This window comes from Streptomyces sp. NTD107, from assembly GCF_059510435.1.
In genome coordinates, this window is the sequence record NZ_JCAJZV010000008.1 from 161,988 (window position 1) to 177,297 (window position 15,310).

Here is a 15,310-nt window from a genome sequence, read left to right on the forward strand (position 1 = left end):
GGGCGGGAGCGAGAGGGAGCGAGAGGGAGCGTGGCAGCGATGGGGAAGGTGCTGGTCGTCACCGGGACGGGGACCGGGGTCGGCAAGACGGTGGTGACCGCCGTGCTGGCCGCCCGGGCGCTGGCGGCGGGCCGGCGGGTGGCGGTGCTCAAGCCGGTGCAGACCGGCGAGCCGGAGGGCGCGCCGGGGGACGCGGCGGAAGTCGTACGGCTGGCGGGGCCGCTGACCGCCCGTGAACTCGCCCGGTACCCGGCCCCGTTGGCGCCCGCCACGGCGGCCGGGCTGGCGGGGCTGCCGCCGGTGCGGCCGGCGGAGATGGCCAAGGCCGCGCTCGACCTGGCGGCCGGCCATGACCTGGTGCTGGTGGAGGGGGCGGGCGGGCTGCTGGTGCGCTTCGACGACATGGGCGCCACCCTGGCCGACGCGGCGGCGCTGCTGGACGCCCCGGTGCTGGTGGTCGCCCGGGCGGGTCTTGGCACCCTCAACGACGCCGCGCTGACGGCGGAGGCGCTGCGGGCCCGGGGCCTGCGCTGCCCGGGCCTGGTCATCGGCTCCTGGCCCGCCGGTCCGGACCTGGCCGCCCGCTGCAATCTGGCCGATCTGCCGGCGGTGACCGGTGCCCCGCTCCTGGGCCGCGTCCCGCAGGCCGCGGCAGCCCTCCCCCCGGCGGTATTCCGCCACCGGGCACAACGCTGGCTCGACGCCGACCCGTGGTGACGGGATGCCGTCGCTCAGAGCCACCTTCCCCAGCCGAAGGTGAACAGGGAGGAGCGACGCGGCGCGTCGAGGCCGCGACGGTCACGCCGGAGCAGGGCGGTGAGCGTGACCAGGAACAACGCGGCGAAGGCCCCCGCCACCACGACACCCGCCGTCGGGCTCACCGTGAGAGCGGCGACGACGACGGCATCACCGTGACGGCCGGGCCCGCATGAGCCTCCACCGGCTCGGCGTGAAAGCGGGCGCGCAACACCGCGCGGTCCGCACCGAGATCGCGGTGGTAGCGCTCACGGGCCGCCTTCGGGTCCGCCCGGTTGCCCTCCGGCCAGTTCTGGATCAGCGTCCTCCTCCCCCCTGCCCGCATTCTCATCGCGATCGGGTCGACACGTACTGTGATAGAACTTTGAACAATCCAAAGATCTTCCCGGAAACTCTTGTCCCCGCGGCGCCCCGCCGCTTAGCATCGCCGCACTGTTCGAATCGATTCGACGAATCGATTCGAAGTGTGCACGCAGGCAGGGTCCGTGGAGGAGCGGGATGGCAACGATCAAGGATGTCGCCGAGCGGGCGGGGGTGGCCCCCAGCACCGTCTCCTATGTGCTCAGCGGGTCCCGCAAGATCTCCGAGGAGACCCAGAACGCGGTGCGCACCGCCATCCGCGAACTCGGCTACCACCCGCGCGCCAGCGCCCGCGCGCTGCGCAGCGCCCGCAGCGATGTGCTGGTGCTGGCCGTCCCCCGGGAGACCGGCAAGTACCGGGCGATGGACGGCCGGTTCGCCATCGAGTTCAGCGACGCCGCCCGGGGCCACGGTTACGACGTCCTCATGATGACCGACCAGGACGGCGTCGGCGGGCTGCGCCGGATCGCCCGCAGCGGGCTGGCCGACGCCGCCGTGCTGATGGCCGTCCAGGTACAGGACCCGCGCGTGGCCGCGCTGCGCGAGCTGAACTTCCCCACCGCCCTGCTCGGCCACGGCAGCGAGCAGGACGAGGCCGATGTCCCCTGGGTTGACCTCGACTGGGAGGCGGCGGTCGCCCTGGCCGTACGGGAGACGGCCGCCGCCGGGCATCGGCGGATCGTGTTCCTGTCCTCCGCCGACCACGAGATCGAGGCCCGCCGCGGTTACGCCATGCACGGCCTGGACGGCGCTCGCGCCGCCGCCGCGCAGACCGGCGCCGACGTACGGATCCAGCACTCCAGCGGCGACCCCGAGGTGCTGGCCAAGCGGCTGCGCGAAGTGCTGCTGGTCGAGCCGGCGCAGCGGCCCACCGCCCTGGTCGTCCAGCACCTGATCCTGCTCCCCGAACTGCTGCGGGAGCTGGCCGATCTCGGCCTGGACGTACCCGGGGAGCTGAGCGTGATCCTGGTCGGCACCCTCCCCGACGAGCCGAGCATGGCGGGCTTTCCCCGGATCGAACTCCCGGTGGGGCAGATGTCCGCCGCCGTGGCCGAGCTGGCCGTGGCGGCGATCGCCGCGCGTGGCGCCGGCCCCGGGCCCGGGGGCGAACCGGCCCCCGAGGAGTCCCATCAGCTCATCACCCCCGTCATGGCCGAGGGAGCGGTGATCACCCCGCCCTGACCCCGCCCCCGGGACCCCGCGCCCGGCCGGCCGGCCCCTTTTCCTTCTCAACGTTGCGAACGGAAAACACCACCATGGGAAGACCCCGCAGACGGATACCCGTCTCCGCGCTCGCCCTCACGCTCGCCGGCGCCACCGTCGCCGGCGGGCTCACGGCCTGCGCGGCACAGCCCGACCCCGGTACGGTCACGGTCCTGAACTCCGCGACCGACACCAACGAACACAGCGCCAACCAGGACTTCTTCGACCGGTGCGCCGCGCCGCTCGGGCTGAAGGTCAAGCAGATCAGCGTGCCGGCCGATCAGGTCGCCACCAAGGCGTTGCGGATGGCCTCCTCCGACTCCCTCCCCGACATTCTGGAGCTGGACGGCTCCGAGCTGGCGCAGTTCGCCGGGACCGACGGCCTGCGCCCGCTGGCCGAGACCGGTTTCGACGCCGAGGGGTTCTCGGACAGCGCCGCCTCGCTGGGCTCCTACGACGGGGTGCAGTACGGGGTGGCCCGGTCCGTCAACTCGCTCGCCCTGATCTACAACACCAGGATGCTGGCCGACGCCGGGCTCCAGCCGCCCACCACCTGGGACGAGTTGCGCACCACGGCGGCGGCGCTCACCTCGGGCAACACCTACGGCATGGCGTTCAGCGCCAGCCCCAACGCGGACGGCGTCTATCAGTTCCTGCCGTTCTTCTGGTCGGCCGGCGGTGACGAGGCGCGGCTCGCCGAGGGCACCGGCGGTCAGCAGGCGCTCCAGCTGTGGAAGGACCTGGTCGACGACGGCTCCGTGTCGCGCTCCGTCGTCAACTGGAATCAGCAGGATGTGAACGACCAATTCATCTCGGGTCGGACCGCGATGATGGTCAACGGACCCTGGCAGGTGCCGGTGCTCAGCGCACAGGACTCCGTGGACTGGGCGGTGGCCTCCATCCCGGTGCCGCGGGCCGGACAGGACCCGGTGCCGCCGATCGGCGGCACCGTGATGACGGTGCCCAAGAACAGCGACCCGGAGCGCGAGCACAACGCCGGGGCGATCCTCAACTGCCTCAACTCCGAGGAGAACCAGCTGGCCTGGGGCGAGCGGGTGAACAACGTACCGACCCGCGCGGACGCCGCGCAGGCGTACCGGGAGCAGAACCCCAAGCTGGCACCGTTCGCCGATCTGGTGGCCACCGCCCGCTCGCGTACCGCCCAGGTGGGCACCCGCTGGCCGGTGGTGGGTGACGCGCTGGCCGGCGCCTTCCAGTCGGTACTGACCGGCCGGTCCTCCCCGGAGCAGGCGCTCGCCCGGGCCGCGCAGCAGGCCGGGGAGTGAGACGACGATGACGACGAGCACCGTGACCGCGGACCCGACCCCCGACCCCGTGGCGCCGGCGGCGTCCGCCCGTACCGCGTACCGCTCCGCAGCGCGGCGGCGCCGGGTGTACCAGTGGCTGTTCATCGCCCCCGCGATGCTCTATCTGCTGGCCTTCTTCGGCTTCCCGCTGCTGCGCAACGTCCTGATGAGCTTTCAGGAGTTCACCCCGCGGACCTACTTCACCGGCGAGGCACCGTTCAACGGCCTGGAGAACTGGCGCGCGGTCTTCTCCAACGAGCTGTTCGGCAACGCCCTGTGGCAGACCCTGCTCTTCACGATCGGTTCGCTGATCGGGCAGTTCACCATCGGCCTCGCCCTGGCGGTGTTCTTCACCCGGCGCTTCCCGCTGTCCGGCGTGGTGCGCGCGGTGCTGCTGCTGCCGTGGCTGGTGCCGATGGTGGTCTCCGCCGTGGTGTGGCGGCGGATCATGGACGAGGACCACGGCGTTCTCAACAGCTTCCTCCAGACGCTGCACCTCACCGGTGACGGCGGCGTGCCGTGGCTGTCCAGCCCGAGCGTGGCGCTGCTGTCGGCGGTGCTGGTCAACATCTGGATCGGCATCCCCTTCAACATGGTGATTCTGTACGGGGGTCTCCAGGAGATTCCACGGGAGGTGCACGAGGCGGCGGCGCTGGACGGGGCGGGCCCCTGGCGTACGTTCCGCAGCGTCACCCTGCCGATGCTGCGGCCGGTGGTGACGGTGGTGCTGGTGCTGGGCTTCATGTCGACGATCAAGGTGCTGGATCTGATCCTGGCGCTGACCGGCGGCGGCCCGGCGGACTCCACGCAGACGCTGGGCACCATGACGTACCAGTTGTCCTTCCTCCAGCTCGACTTCGGTCAGGGCGCCGTGGTGGGCAATGTCCTCATTTTGATCAGCGCTGTGTTCGCGGTGCTGTATCTGCGGGTCAACCGGGCCAACTCCGGCCGGGGGAAGTGATCGACGATGACGACGACGCTGACGACGAGAGCCGGGAAGGCCGGGAGAACCGGCACGACCGGGAAGCGGAGCTGGCGCTCCACGGTCTTCGCGCTGCTGATCCTGGCCGTGATGCTGTTCCCGGTGTACTGGATGGTCTCCACCGCCTTGCAGCCGCATTCCAGCATCGCCTCGACAAAGCTGGTGCCGACCTCGCCCAGCCTGGAGAACTTCCGGGCGGCCTTCGACACCCAGGGCGGCTCGCTGCTGACCTCGCTGGTGGTGTCGCTGGGCGCGGTGGTGGTGTGTCTGGCGCTGGCGGCGCCGGCCGCGTACGGGCTGGCGCAGTTCGGGCTGCGCGGCAGCCGGGGCATCGTGTTCGGCACCCTGATCACCCAGATGGTGCCGGGCATCGTGGTGGCGAACGCCCTGTACAGCGCGTACGCCGAGCTGGGCCTGGTGAACTCGTACGCGGGCCTGATCCTGGCGGACGCCTCGCTGGGGCTGCCGTTCGCGATCGTGCTGCTGCGGGCGTTCATGGTGTCGATCCCGTCCGAGGTGATCGAGGCGGCGATGGTGGACGGGGCCAACCGGTTCACCGCGTTCGTGCGGATCGTGCTGCCGATGAGCCGCAACGCGCTGATCACCGCCGGTCTTTTCGCCTTCCTCTTCGCCTGGGCCGATTTCATCTTCGCGCTGACCCTGAACACCACCGACGATGTGAAGCCGGTGACGCTGGGTATCTATCAGTTCATCGGCGCCCATGTCAGCGACTGGGGCGCGGTGATGGCCACCGCCGTCCTCTCCGCGATTCCCGCCGCGATCCTGCTGGTGGTGGCGCAGAAGTACATCGCCGCCGGCATCTCCGGAGGCTCGATCAAGTGACCCCGGATTCCCTTGCCCACTCCCCCGTCCTCGTCCGCCCGCTTCACCGAGGGATGTCTCCCGCATGACTGCCACCCCTGAACTCCCCGCGTTCCCGCCCGGGTTCTTCTTCGGTGCGGCCACCGCCGGCTATCAGATCGAGGGCGCCCACGATGTGGGCGGCCGGGGCCCGTCCATCTGGGACACCTACTGCCGCACCACCGGCAAGGTGGCGAACGGCGACACGGGGGACATCGCCTGCGATCACTACCACCGCTACCGCGAGGATGTGGCGCTGCTGAAGGAGCTGGGGGTGGACAGCTACCGCTTCTCCATCGCCTGGCCCCGGATCCAGCCCACCGGCTCCGGCCCGGCCAACGCCGAGGGGCTGGACTTCTACGACCGGCTGGTCGATGAGCTGCTGGCCGCCGGGATCGCGCCGGCCGCCACGCTCTACCACTGGGATCTGCCGCAGGCGCTGGAGGACCGGGGCGGCTGGCGGGTACGGGAGACGGCGCAGCGGTTCGCCGACTACACGGCGCTGGTGGCGGAGCGGCTGGTGGACCGGGTGCCGCGCTGGATCACCCTCAACGAGCCGTTCTGCAGCGCGTTCGTGGGGTACGCGATCGGCCGGCACGCGCCCGGCGCCCGCGAGGGGCACGGCGCGCTGGCGGCGGCCCACCATCTGCTGCTGGGCCACGGCCTGGCCGTCCGGGCGCTGCGCGCCGCCGGTGCCACCGAGGTCGGGATCACCCTCAACCCGGACCGGCTGCTGCCCGCCACCGGCTCGGAGGCGGACGCCGGCGCGGTGCGGCGGGCCGAGACGCTCCACAACGAGGTGTGGTTCGATCCGCTGTTCGCGGGCCGCTATCCGCTGCACGAGGCGGAGACCTGGGGGGAGTTGGCCCCCGGGCCGGACAGCTACCGGCGGGACGGCGATCTGATCACCATCGGTGCCCCGCTGGACTTCACCGGCATCAACTACTACCGCCCGATCACGGTGACCGACGCCCCGTACCGGGACCCGGACCCGGCGACCCGTACCGCCGCCGACATCCGGGTCGCGGAGACCTGGCGGGACGATGTGCGGCACACCACCATGGGCTGGCCGGTGGTGCCGCACACCTTCACCGATCTGCTGGTGGATCTGCGGCGGCGCTATCCTGAGCTGCCGCCGGTGATCATCACCGAGAACGGTTCGGCGGAGGCCGATGTGGTGTCCTCCGACGGTCAGGTCCACGACGCCGACCGGGTGTCGTATCTGGCGGGGCATCTGGCGGCGGTGGCGGATGCCGTCGCGGCGGGGGTGGAGGTACGCGGCTACTACGTCTGGTCGCTGCTCGACAACTTCGAGTGGGCCTACGGCTACGACCAGCGTTTCGGCATCGTCCGGGTGGACTACGACACCCTGGAACGCCTCCCCAAGGACAGCTACCGCTGGTATCAGGCGCTGATCGCCGCACACCGGGCCGCGACCCCGTAACCCCGTAACCCCGTGACAACCCCACGACGGCACCACCGCACGAGCAGCATTCGCATCCCGAGAAGCAGGAGACGCAGTGAAGTTCACCGATGGCTACTGGCTGACGCGAGAGGGCGTGAAGCTGTCCTACGCCACCGAGGTCGCCGACGCTGTGGCCGGGGACGCCGAGCTCACCCTCTACGCCCCGGTACGGCATGTGGAGCGCCGGGGCCACACCCTCAACAGCGCTCTGCTGACGGTGGAGTGCTCCGCTCCCGCCGAGGGCGTGATCGCGGTGCGCTCCACGCACCACGCCGGATCCGCCGAGCGCGGCCCCGAGTTCGCGCTGCACACGGGGGCGGCGGACGGGCCGGGGAAGGTCGTCAGGGACGGCTCGGTACTCGAACTCTCCAGCGGGCCGCTGGCGCTGCGGGTGGACTCGCAGGGGCCGTGGCGGCTGGACTTCGTGGCCGACGGCCGGGTGCTGACCTCGGCGGAGAAGCGCGGCACCGGCTTCGCCGTCACCGATGACGGCCGGCATTACGCCCTGGGGCAGCTGACCCTGGGGGTCGGTGAGCTGGTGTACGGGCTGGGTGAGCGGTTCACGCCGTTCACCAAGAACGGCCAGACCGTGGACATCTGGCAGGCGGACGGCGGCACCGCCAGCGAACAGGCGTACAAGAACATCCCGTTCTACCTCACCAATCGGGGCTACGGCGTCTTCGTGCGGCACCCGGGCAAGGTCTCCTACGAGATCGCCTCGGAGTCGGTGGGCCAGGTCCAGTTCAGCGTCGAGGACCAGTCGATCGAGTATCTGGTGATCTACGGTCCCACCCCCAAGGAGATCCTGGACCGCTTCACCGCGCTGACCGGGCGCCCCGCGCTGCCGCCGGCCTGGTCGTTCGGCCTGTGGCTGTCCACCTCCTTCACCACCGACTACGACGAGGCGACCGTCAACCGCTTCGTGTCGGGCATGGCGGAGCGTCAGATCCCGCTGAGTGTCTTCCACTTCGACTGCTTCTGGATGAAGGAGTACCAGTGGTGCGACTTCACCTGGGACCCGGATGTCTTTCCGGACCCGGAGGGCATGCTGCGCCGGCTCAAGGACGACCAGGGGCTGCGGATCTGCGTGTGGATCAACCCGTACATCGGGCAGAAGTCGCCGCTGTTCGCCGAGGCCAAACGGCTGGGCCATCTGGTGAAGAAGGCCAATGGCGATGTGTGGCAGTGGGATCTGTGGCAGGCCGGGATGGCGCTGGTGGACTTCACCAGCCCGGCGGGGCGCAGCTGGTACCAGGACAAGCTGCGCGGGCTGCTGGGGCAGGGCGTGGACTGCTTCAAGACGGACTTCGGGGAGCGGATCCCCACCGATGTGGTGTGGCACGACGGCTCCGACCCGCAGCGGATGCACAACTACTACACGCAGATCTACAACGAGGCCGTCTTCGAGGTGCTGACCGAGGCGCGCGGGGAGGGCGAGGCGGTGCTGTTCGCGCGCTCGGCGACGGCCGGCGGGCAGCAGTTCCCGGTGCACTGGGGCGGCGACTGCGAGTCGACGTTCAGCGCGATGGCGGAGTCGCTGCGCGGTGGCCTGTCGCTGGGCCTGTCCGGCTTCGGTTTCTGGAGCCACGACATCGGCGGCTTCGAGGGCACCCCGACGCCGGAGGTCTTCAAGCGCTGGGCACAGTTCGGGCTGCTGTCCTCGCACAGCCGGCTGCACGGCTCCAACTCCTACCGGGTGCCGTGGGACTACGACGAGGAGGCGGTGACCGTCACCCGGGACTTCACCCGGCTCAAGCACCGGCTCATGCCGTATCTCTTCGAGGCGGGGCGGCAGGCCCATGAGCGCGGTACGCCGGTGATGCGGGCGATGGTGCTGGAGTTCCCGCAGGATCCGGCCACCCACACGCTGGACCGCCAGTACATGCTGGGCGGGGATCTGCTGGTGGCGCCGGTGCTGGCGGAGGGCGGCGAGGTCGAGTACTACGTACCGGCCGGTACCTGGACGCATCTGCTGACCGGCGAGCCGGTCCGGGGCCCGGGGTGGCGGCGGGACCGCTTCGGCTTCGACTCGCTGCCGCTGCTGGCCAGGCCCGGATCCGTCATCCCACTGGGTGACGCCGAGCGGGCGGCGGAGGGCGTCGGGTACGACTGGGCGGACGGGGTGACGCTGCGGGTGCATTCCCCGGCGGACGGGGTGGAGACGGTGACGGCGCTGCCGGCGCCGGACGGCTCCACGGCGGTCACCTTCCGTACCCGGCGGGACGGCGACACGGTGACGGTGGCGGCGGAGCCGGCCCCCGGTACGGAGCTGGGCCGCTGGCAGGTGCAGCTGGCGGGGCCGGCGGGGTACGCGGAGCCGGTGCCGGTCGCGGCGGGCGCGGCCTCGGTGACGGTGCGGGTGCCGGCGGCCGGCTGAGGCCGGCGGCCCGGCCGGGGCGGGCCCCTCATGGGCCCGCCCCGGCCGGCGCAGGCATGACCGGGCCCGGGGCGGGCACCCGGGGCGGGTTCGTTTCCCACCCGTGGTGCCGAGGAGTGGTGGTCCGGTGAGTGCGAGAACGCAGGAGCTGGCGCACACCGTCGTGGAACGGTGCGGCCAGACGTACGCGGAGCAGGCCGGGGTCCGGCTGCGGGACACGCCGGCGGCGCTGTACCAGGTGCTGGTGCTGTCGCATCTGCTGTCCGCGCGGATCAGGGCCGAGGTGGCGGTGGCCGCCGCACGGGCGCTGTTCGACGCGGGGCTGCGGACCCCGGCGCGGATGGCGCGGGCGAGCTGGCAGCAGCGGGTCGACGCGCTGGGCGTAGGGCACTACCGGCGCTACGACGAGCGGACCGCCACCCAGCTGGGCAACGGGGCACGGCTGCTGCTGGACCGGTACGGCGGGGATCTGCGGCGGCTGCGCGGTCCGGGCGAGGGGCCGGGGGACGTGGCCGACCGGCTGCGGGGGTTTCCCGGCATCGGCCCGCTGGGGGCGGCGATCTTTCTGCGCGAGGTGCAGGGGGTGTGGCCGCAGTACGCGCCCTTCATCGACGGCAAGGCGCTGGACGGCGCGGAGCGGGTGGGGCTGCCGCGATCGCCGGCGGCGCTGAACCGGCTGGTGCGGCAGGAGGAACTGCCACGGCTGACGGCCGGGCTGGTGCGGGTGGCGCTCAGCAAGGGCCTGGCCGAGGAGGTACGTTCGCTGGCGCGTGGCTGAGGATGCGCGCCGTGCGGCGGGTTTTCACGCTGGGCCGTCCGGGGACCCACAGCGGGGCATGCATGCCACGGTGCGCGGGAGGATGGATGAGCGGGATCGACGCGGGCGAGCTGGACACGCTGTGGACGGAGTTCCGGGGTGTGGTGAACATGACCTCGCACGAGCTGACCGCCTGGCTGCGGAGCGCAGGCAGCGATCCGGCCCGGGCACGCGGGCGGCGGGTCCTGGCCATTCTGCACAAGCGGCAGGTCGACGTGACCCTGGACGACATCCGGCTGATGCGCGAGGTCCTGGCCACGGTCCGCGCCGGCGCCGGCGTCCCGGCCGGGAGCGCGGGCGACCGCCGCTACCGCCTGATGACCCTGGGCCACGACCCGCTGCGCTGACCGAACCGACCCGGCCCGGCGGTGGGTGAAAGGCGGCCGGGGGGCGGCCCACCGCGCCGCGGCCGGAGCCGACCGGAACCTCGGGGACGACGGGGCCTCACGGGGGCTTCCGCCGCGACCGTGGCCGGCGGCACCACTGCGGCCGGCCCGGGAGAACCCCCCCGCACGTGGCGCCCGGAGATACCGACCGACCGCCGCGTCGCCGCCGCCGCCGAGAGGTGTCACGGCCGGCAAGCACCCCCGGCGGGCCGCCGGCACATTCCCGGCCCACGGCCCGGCACGCCACGGCGGTCCGTCCGGGGCCGTGGACGGGCCGTGCCCAGCGGCACGGCCGCATCGCCACGCCCGTCGCGTCGTCACAGCCGGTACACCCGGCGCGCGGTGTTCGTGAAGATCGCGGCTCGTTCCGCTGTGCTCAGCTCGCCGGTCAGGGTGGCGGTCGTCGTGATGACCCGGTCGTAGTCGGCGGCCAGGGTGCACACCGGCCAGTCCGAGCCGAACATCAGGCGGTCCGGCCCGAAGGCGTCCAGCGCGGTGTCCACGTACGGCCGCAGGTCTTCGGTCGTCCAGTGCCGCCAGTCGGCCTCGGTGACCAGACCCGACAGCTTGGCGGTGGTGTTGGGCAGCGCGGCGAATCGCCGCAGCCGGCCGGCCCAGGGTTCCCACTCCCCCGCCGCGATCGGCGGCTTGCCCAGGTGGTCCAGGACAAAGGTCAGTTCGGGGCGCAGTCGCGCGGCGTGGGTGGCCGTGGTGAGTTGGTGGTCCAGGATCACCAGGTCGTACGCCAGCCCGGCCGCCGCCACCGCTGCCAGGCCGCGCTGGACGTCGGGGCGCAGCAGCCACCGCGGGTCGGGCTCGCCCTGCACCTGGTGGCGGATGCCCGACAGCCGTTCCCCGCCGGGGAGTTCCCGTAACGCGGCGAGGGTGTCGGCGACGGCCGGGGCGCGCAGTTCGGTCCAGCCGACCACGCCTGCCACCAGCCCGCCGTCGGCCCGGCCGGCCGCCAGGGCCAGCAGTTCCGGGGTCTCCTGCGGCACGGTGACGGTCTGCACCAGTACGGTGCCGGTCACCCCGGCCCGGCTCGCCTGCGGCGCCAGCTCGGGAAGCGTGAAGTTCCGGCGGATCGGGGCCAGTTCGGCGGCGGACAGCCATTCCTGGTCGCGAGCGGCGAGGTCCCACACATGGTGGTGGGCGTCGATCACGGTCACCGCCCCTGTCCTGCGCCCGCGTCCGGTACCGGCGCGTCCTGGGGCAGCAGCCCTTCCGCGCGCAGTTCGGCCCACAGCCCGTCCGGCACCGGATGCCGGAACATCGCCGCCGCGTCCCGTACCTCATCGGCCGAGCGCGCGCCGACCAGCACGCCGGCGACGGCGGGATGCCCCAGCGGGAAGCGCAGCGCGGCGGCGCGCAGGGGTACGCCGTGCCGGGCGGCGATGTCCTTGATCCGCAGGGCCCGGCGCAGCAGCGGCTCGGGGGCCGGGTGGTAGTCGTACGAGGCGCCCGGCCGGGGGTCGGCGAGCAGCCCGCTGTTGAACACGCCGCCGATGATGACGGCGACGCCGCGCGCTGCCGCGGCCGGCAACAGGGTGCCGAGCCCGTCCTGGTCGAGGAGGGTGTAGCGGCCGGCCAGCAGCACCACATCGAGGTCGGTGTCGGTGACGAAACGGGCGGGCATCGCGGACTGGTTCATGCCGACGCCGATGGCGTCGATCACGCCCTCGGCGCGCAGCCGTTCCAGTGCGGGGTACGCCTCGGTGAGCGCCTGTCGCTCGTGGTCGTCGGGGTCGTGGAGGAGCACGAGGTCGGCGCGGTCCAGGCCGAGGCGGTCCAGGCTGGCCTCCAGGGCTCTGCGTACACCGTCCGCGGTGAAGTCCCACTGGCGGCGATGGGTGGCCGGGACGCCGGGGAAGCCGGCCGCGCCGTCGTGGCCGGCCGCCGCCGTCTCGACCCCGCGCGGGACCAGCAGCCGGCCGACCTTGGTGGACAGCGTGAACTCGGCACGCGGCCGGCCCGCGAGCGCCGCGCCCAGCCGGCGTTCGGAGAGGCCGAGCCCGTAGTGCGGCGCCGTGTCGAAGGCACGGATGCCGAGCTCCCAGGCGGTGTCCACGGTCCGCCGCGCCTGCTCCTCGCTCACGGGGGCGCCGAGGCCGGCCAGTGGGGCGCCGCCGAGGGAGAGTTCGCTGAAGGTGATGCCGCTGCGGCCAAGTCGCCGCCGGCGCGGTGTCATGCGGGCCGGTCCGTGGCGCTGTCCGGGCGCGGTCGTGGGCGGGGGCGCAGGCCGGCCATGCCGCCGTCGACGGCGAGCGCCGTACCGGTGACGGAGCCGGCGGCGGGTGAGGCCAGGTAGGCGATGGCGGCGGCCACTTCGTCGGTGCTGACCAGTCGGCCCATGGGCTGCCGGGCCAGCAGCGCGGCGCGTTCGGCGACGGGGTCCTCGGCGGCCGACAGCAGCCGGCCGACCCAGGGGGTGTCGGCGGTGCCGGGGTTGACGCAGTTGACGCGGATGCCGTCGGCGAGATGGTCGGCGGCCATCGCCAGGGTGAGGGAGAGGACGGCGCCCTTGCTCGCCGAGTACGCGGCGCGCTGGGGCAGTCCGGCGGTGGCGGCGATGGAGCAGGTGTTGACGACGGCGGCGTGGGCGGAGTCGCGCAGCAGGGGCAGGGCGGCGCGGGTGGTGCGGACGATGCCCAGCACATTGATGTCGAAGACCCGGTGCCATTCCTCGTCGGTGTTGTCCTCGACGGTGCCGATCGCGCCGATGCCGGCGTTGTTGACGAGGATGTCGAGGCCGCCGAGTTCGGCGCCCGCCGCCGCGACGGCGGACCGTACCGAGGCGTCGTCGCCGAGGTCGGCACGCAGGCTGCGCAGGGGCTCGCCGGCCTGGCCCGGGTCGAGGTCAAGTACGGCAACGGCGGCGCCACGGGCGGCGAGCAGCCGGGCGGTGGCCAACCCGATGCCGGAGCCGCCGCCGGTGACCAGGGCGCGCAGTCCGGCGAGTTCGCCGGGGCCGCTCATCGGGCGGTCCGTTCGGTGGCCCCGGGGTGGTGGGGCGGGGTGCGCGGGGCCGTGGCCAGGAGCATCGGCGGACCTTCCGGGTCGGCGAAGTCGGCGGTGCGGACAGCTGCGTTGAAACCTTAAAAGCCGCCCCGGCCCGGCACAAGATCCAGGTCTGCCCAGGGTGTCCGCACCGGCGTGGGCCGTTGATCACCCACCTCGGAACATTTGGTAAGCCTTACCTCATATATTGTCGTAGTCCCGTCACTGCCCAGGTGTGCCGGGCTGCTCAGTCCACCCGTACGACAGGACGCCCATGCGAGTCATCACCCGCGGACTCATCGCGGTACTTGCGCTCACCCCGCTGCTGACCGGTTGCTTCGCGTCGGGAGGAAGCGCATCGGACACGGATGGCGCGGCCGGCTCACCGGGCCGGCTGCGGGTCGCCCTCGCGATCCCGCCGGTACAGGCCCTCTCCCCGTACAGCAACGACGCGACCGTACTGAGCAAGCTCGCCGTCGCCGAGGGGCTCACGGCGCTGGACGAGAGCGGCGCCGCCGCCCCCGCGCTGGCCCGCTCCTGGACCCAGCAGGACGCCACCACCTGGAGCTTCGAACTGCGCGAGGCGACCTTCCAGGACGGCACCGAGGTCACCGCCGAGTCGGTCGTGGGCGCCCTCGACCACGCCAACGCCGCCGAGCTCAAGCCCCGGGTCCTCAGCGATGTCACCCTGACCGCCGCCGCCACGGGCGAGCGCACCGTCACCATCACCACCGACACCCCGGACCCCGTCCTGCCGCTGCGGCTGGCCAGCCCCGCGCTCGGCATCCTCTCCCCCGCCGCGTACGGGGCGGACGGCACGGTCAGCCCCATCGGCACCGGAACCGGCCCCTTCGAGATCACCGGCCTCACCGGAAAGACCGCCGCCACCCTCGACCGTTACGACGGCTACTGGGGCGGTACGGCGGCGGCGCCCGGCATCGATGTCAGCTGGATCGCCGACGGCACCGCCCGGGCGAGCGCCCTGCGCAGCGGGGAGGTCGACATCGCCGAGTGGATACCCACCGCCCAGGCCGGTCTCCTGGACGAGGACACCCGGCACGAAGTGCCCTCGGTGCGCACCGACAGCCTGATCCTGAACTCCGGCGACGGCCTCTTCACCGACCCGGCGCTGCGGGCCGCCGCCCGGGCGGCCGTGGACGGCTCCGCCCTCGTCGGCTCCGTCTTCGGCGGCTACGCCGACCCCGCGCAGGGCCTGTTCGGACCCGCCGTCCCGTGGGCCGCCGACCACCGGGTCGAGGTGACCGGGCGGGTCACGGCCGCCACCCCCGCCGAGGTCGGCGCCCGGACCGAGGGACGCACCCTGCGGCTGGCCACCTACACCAACCGCGCCGAACTCCCCGAGGCGGCCACCGTGCTCCAGCAGCAGTTGGAGCAGGCCGGGTTCACCGTGCGGCAGGACGTGCGCGAGTACACCCAGATGGAGGCCGACCTCCTGGCGGGCAAGTACGACGCCCTCGTCTTCTCCCGGGTGACGCTGCTGGACACCGGCGACGCCGTCGCGTATCTCGCGAGCGACTTCACCAGCGACGGGGTCTACAACATGGCGGGGCTGCGGGATGCCGAGGTGGACCGCGCCATCGGCGAGGCGGCGGCCGAGAGCGACACCGAGCAGCGGCAGCGGGGCGTCATGCGGGCCGAGGCGGAGATCCTGCGCACCGACACCGTCGTGCCGCTGGTCCACGAGAAGGTGGTGCAGGGCATCAGCACCCGGGTCGAGGGCGTGCTGCTCGACCCGCGCGAGCGCTCCCTGATCACCGTCGACACCCGGGTGAAGTAGC

Annotated in this window: 14 protein-coding genes; 10 read left to right on the forward strand and 4 right to left on the reverse strand. The window is 72.7% G+C overall.

Annotated features, from left to right (window positions below):
* The first annotated feature begins 39 nt into the window (after positions 1-39).
* Complete coding sequence (bioD, locus tag AC5WRL_RS18255; protein WP_496089734.1) at positions 40-717, forward strand: dethiobiotin synthase; 678 nt, start codon at positions 40-42, stop codon at positions 715-717.
* Between the two features lie 14 nt (positions 718-731).
* Here the strand turns inward: bioD and AC5WRL_RS18260 are convergent, their stop codons facing one another.
* Positions 732-881 (reverse strand): hypothetical protein, encoded by a 150-nt coding sequence (locus AC5WRL_RS18260; protein WP_496089636.1) that lies wholly within the window; start codon positions 879-881, stop codon positions 732-734.
* A 373-nt stretch (positions 882-1,254) separates the two neighbouring features.
* On the opposite strand from AC5WRL_RS18260, the gene AC5WRL_RS18265 reads away from it, so the two are divergent.
* From AC5WRL_RS18265 to AC5WRL_RS18300, 8 genes are all read left to right on the forward strand, one after another.
* The gene (locus AC5WRL_RS18265) at positions 1,255-2,298 is read left to right on the forward strand and encodes a LacI family DNA-binding transcriptional regulator (RefSeq protein WP_496089637.1); all 1,044 of its coding nucleotides are present in this window, start codon (positions 1,255-1,257) and stop codon (positions 2,296-2,298) included.
* A 74-nt stretch (positions 2,299-2,372) separates the two neighbouring features.
* On the forward strand, positions 2,373-3,605 hold the full coding sequence (locus AC5WRL_RS18270) for an ABC transporter substrate-binding protein (RefSeq protein WP_496089638.1): 1,233 nt from the start codon (positions 2,373-2,375) through the stop codon (positions 3,603-3,605).
* A 7-nt stretch (positions 3,606-3,612) separates the two neighbouring features.
* The gene (locus AC5WRL_RS18275; protein WP_496089639.1) at positions 3,613-4,587 is read left to right on the forward strand and encodes a carbohydrate ABC transporter permease; all 975 of its coding nucleotides are present in this window, start codon (positions 3,613-3,615) and stop codon (positions 4,585-4,587) included.
* Between the two features lie 6 nt (positions 4,588-4,593).
* Positions 4,594-5,451, forward strand: coding sequence for a carbohydrate ABC transporter permease (locus AC5WRL_RS18280; RefSeq protein WP_496089640.1), 858 nt, complete (start codon positions 4,594-4,596; stop codon positions 5,449-5,451).
* Positions 5,452-5,515: 64 nt separating this feature from the next.
* Complete coding sequence (locus tag AC5WRL_RS18285; RefSeq protein WP_496089641.1) at positions 5,516-6,913, forward strand: GH1 family beta-glucosidase; 1,398 nt, start codon at positions 5,516-5,518, stop codon at positions 6,911-6,913.
* 76 nt (positions 6,914-6,989) lie between these two features.
* Entirely contained in the window at positions 6,990-9,311 is a 2,322-nt protein-coding gene (gene yicI / locus AC5WRL_RS18290) for an alpha-xylosidase (protein ID WP_496089642.1), read from the forward strand.
* Between the two features lie 127 nt (positions 9,312-9,438).
* A complete protein-coding gene (locus AC5WRL_RS18295; RefSeq protein WP_496089643.1) occupies positions 9,439-10,089 on the forward strand; it encodes an HhH-GDP family DNA glycosylase in 651 nt (216 codons plus the stop codon).
* Positions 10,090-10,175: 86 nt separating this feature from the next.
* Positions 10,176-10,475, forward strand: a complete 300-nt coding sequence (locus AC5WRL_RS18300) for a DUF3140 domain-containing protein (RefSeq protein WP_496089644.1) — start codon at positions 10,176-10,178, stop codon at positions 10,473-10,475.
* Between the two features lie 356 nt (positions 10,476-10,831).
* Here the strand turns inward: AC5WRL_RS18300 and AC5WRL_RS18305 are convergent, their stop codons facing one another.
* From AC5WRL_RS18305 to AC5WRL_RS18315, 3 genes are read right to left on the reverse strand one after another with little or no spacing between them, the layout of a single operon-like run.
* A complete protein-coding gene (locus AC5WRL_RS18305) occupies positions 10,832-11,683 on the reverse strand; it encodes an amidohydrolase family protein (protein WP_496089645.1) in 852 nt (283 codons plus the stop codon).
* Positions 11,680-12,702, reverse strand: a complete 1,023-nt coding sequence (locus AC5WRL_RS18310; protein ID WP_496089646.1) for an aldo/keto reductase — start codon at positions 12,700-12,702, stop codon at positions 11,680-11,682. The genes AC5WRL_RS18305 and AC5WRL_RS18310 overlap by 4 nt, the downstream gene beginning before the upstream one ends.
* Positions 12,699-13,490 carry an SDR family NAD(P)-dependent oxidoreductase gene (locus AC5WRL_RS18315; protein ID WP_496089647.1) on the reverse strand — a complete coding sequence of 264 codons (792 nt, stop codon included), beginning with the start codon at positions 13,488-13,490 and terminating at the stop codon, positions 12,699-12,701. The genes AC5WRL_RS18310 and AC5WRL_RS18315 overlap by 4 nt, the downstream gene beginning before the upstream one ends.
* A gap of 295 nt (positions 13,491-13,785) precedes the next feature.
* On the opposite strand from AC5WRL_RS18315, the gene AC5WRL_RS18320 reads away from it, so the two are divergent.
* A complete protein-coding gene (locus AC5WRL_RS18320) occupies positions 13,786-15,309 on the forward strand; it encodes an ABC transporter substrate-binding protein (protein WP_496089648.1) in 1,524 nt (507 codons plus the stop codon).
* Position 15,310: the final 1 nt, after the last annotated feature.

Coding starts and splice junctions, on each gene's coding strand:
- AC5WRL_RS18275 (WP_496089639.1), top strand. CDS start 3,613: ATGACGACGAGCACCGTGACCGCGGACCCGACCCCCGACCCCGTGGCG.
- AC5WRL_RS18280 (WP_496089640.1), top strand. CDS start 4,594: ATGACGACGACGCTGACGACGAGAGCCGGGAAGGCCGGGAGAACCGGC.
- bioD (WP_496089734.1), top strand. CDS start 40: ATGGGGAAGGTGCTGGTCGTCACCGGGACGGGGACCGGGGTCGGCAAG.
- AC5WRL_RS18310 (WP_496089646.1), bottom strand. CDS start 12,702: ATGACACCGCGCCGGCGGCGACTTGGCCGCAGCGGCATCACCTTCAGC.
- AC5WRL_RS18320 (WP_496089648.1), top strand. CDS start 13,786: ATGCGAGTCATCACCCGCGGACTCATCGCGGTACTTGCGCTCACCCCG.
- AC5WRL_RS18270 (WP_496089638.1), top strand. CDS start 2,373: ATGGGAAGACCCCGCAGACGGATACCCGTCTCCGCGCTCGCCCTCACG.
- AC5WRL_RS18300 (WP_496089644.1), top strand. CDS start 10,176: ATGAGCGGGATCGACGCGGGCGAGCTGGACACGCTGTGGACGGAGTTC.
- AC5WRL_RS18315 (WP_496089647.1), bottom strand. CDS start 13,490: ATGAGCGGCCCCGGCGAACTCGCCGGACTGCGCGCCCTGGTCACCGGC.
- AC5WRL_RS18265 (WP_496089637.1), top strand. CDS start 1,255: ATGGCAACGATCAAGGATGTCGCCGAGCGGGCGGGGGTGGCCCCCAGC.
- AC5WRL_RS18285 (WP_496089641.1), top strand. CDS start 5,516: ATGACTGCCACCCCTGAACTCCCCGCGTTCCCGCCCGGGTTCTTCTTC.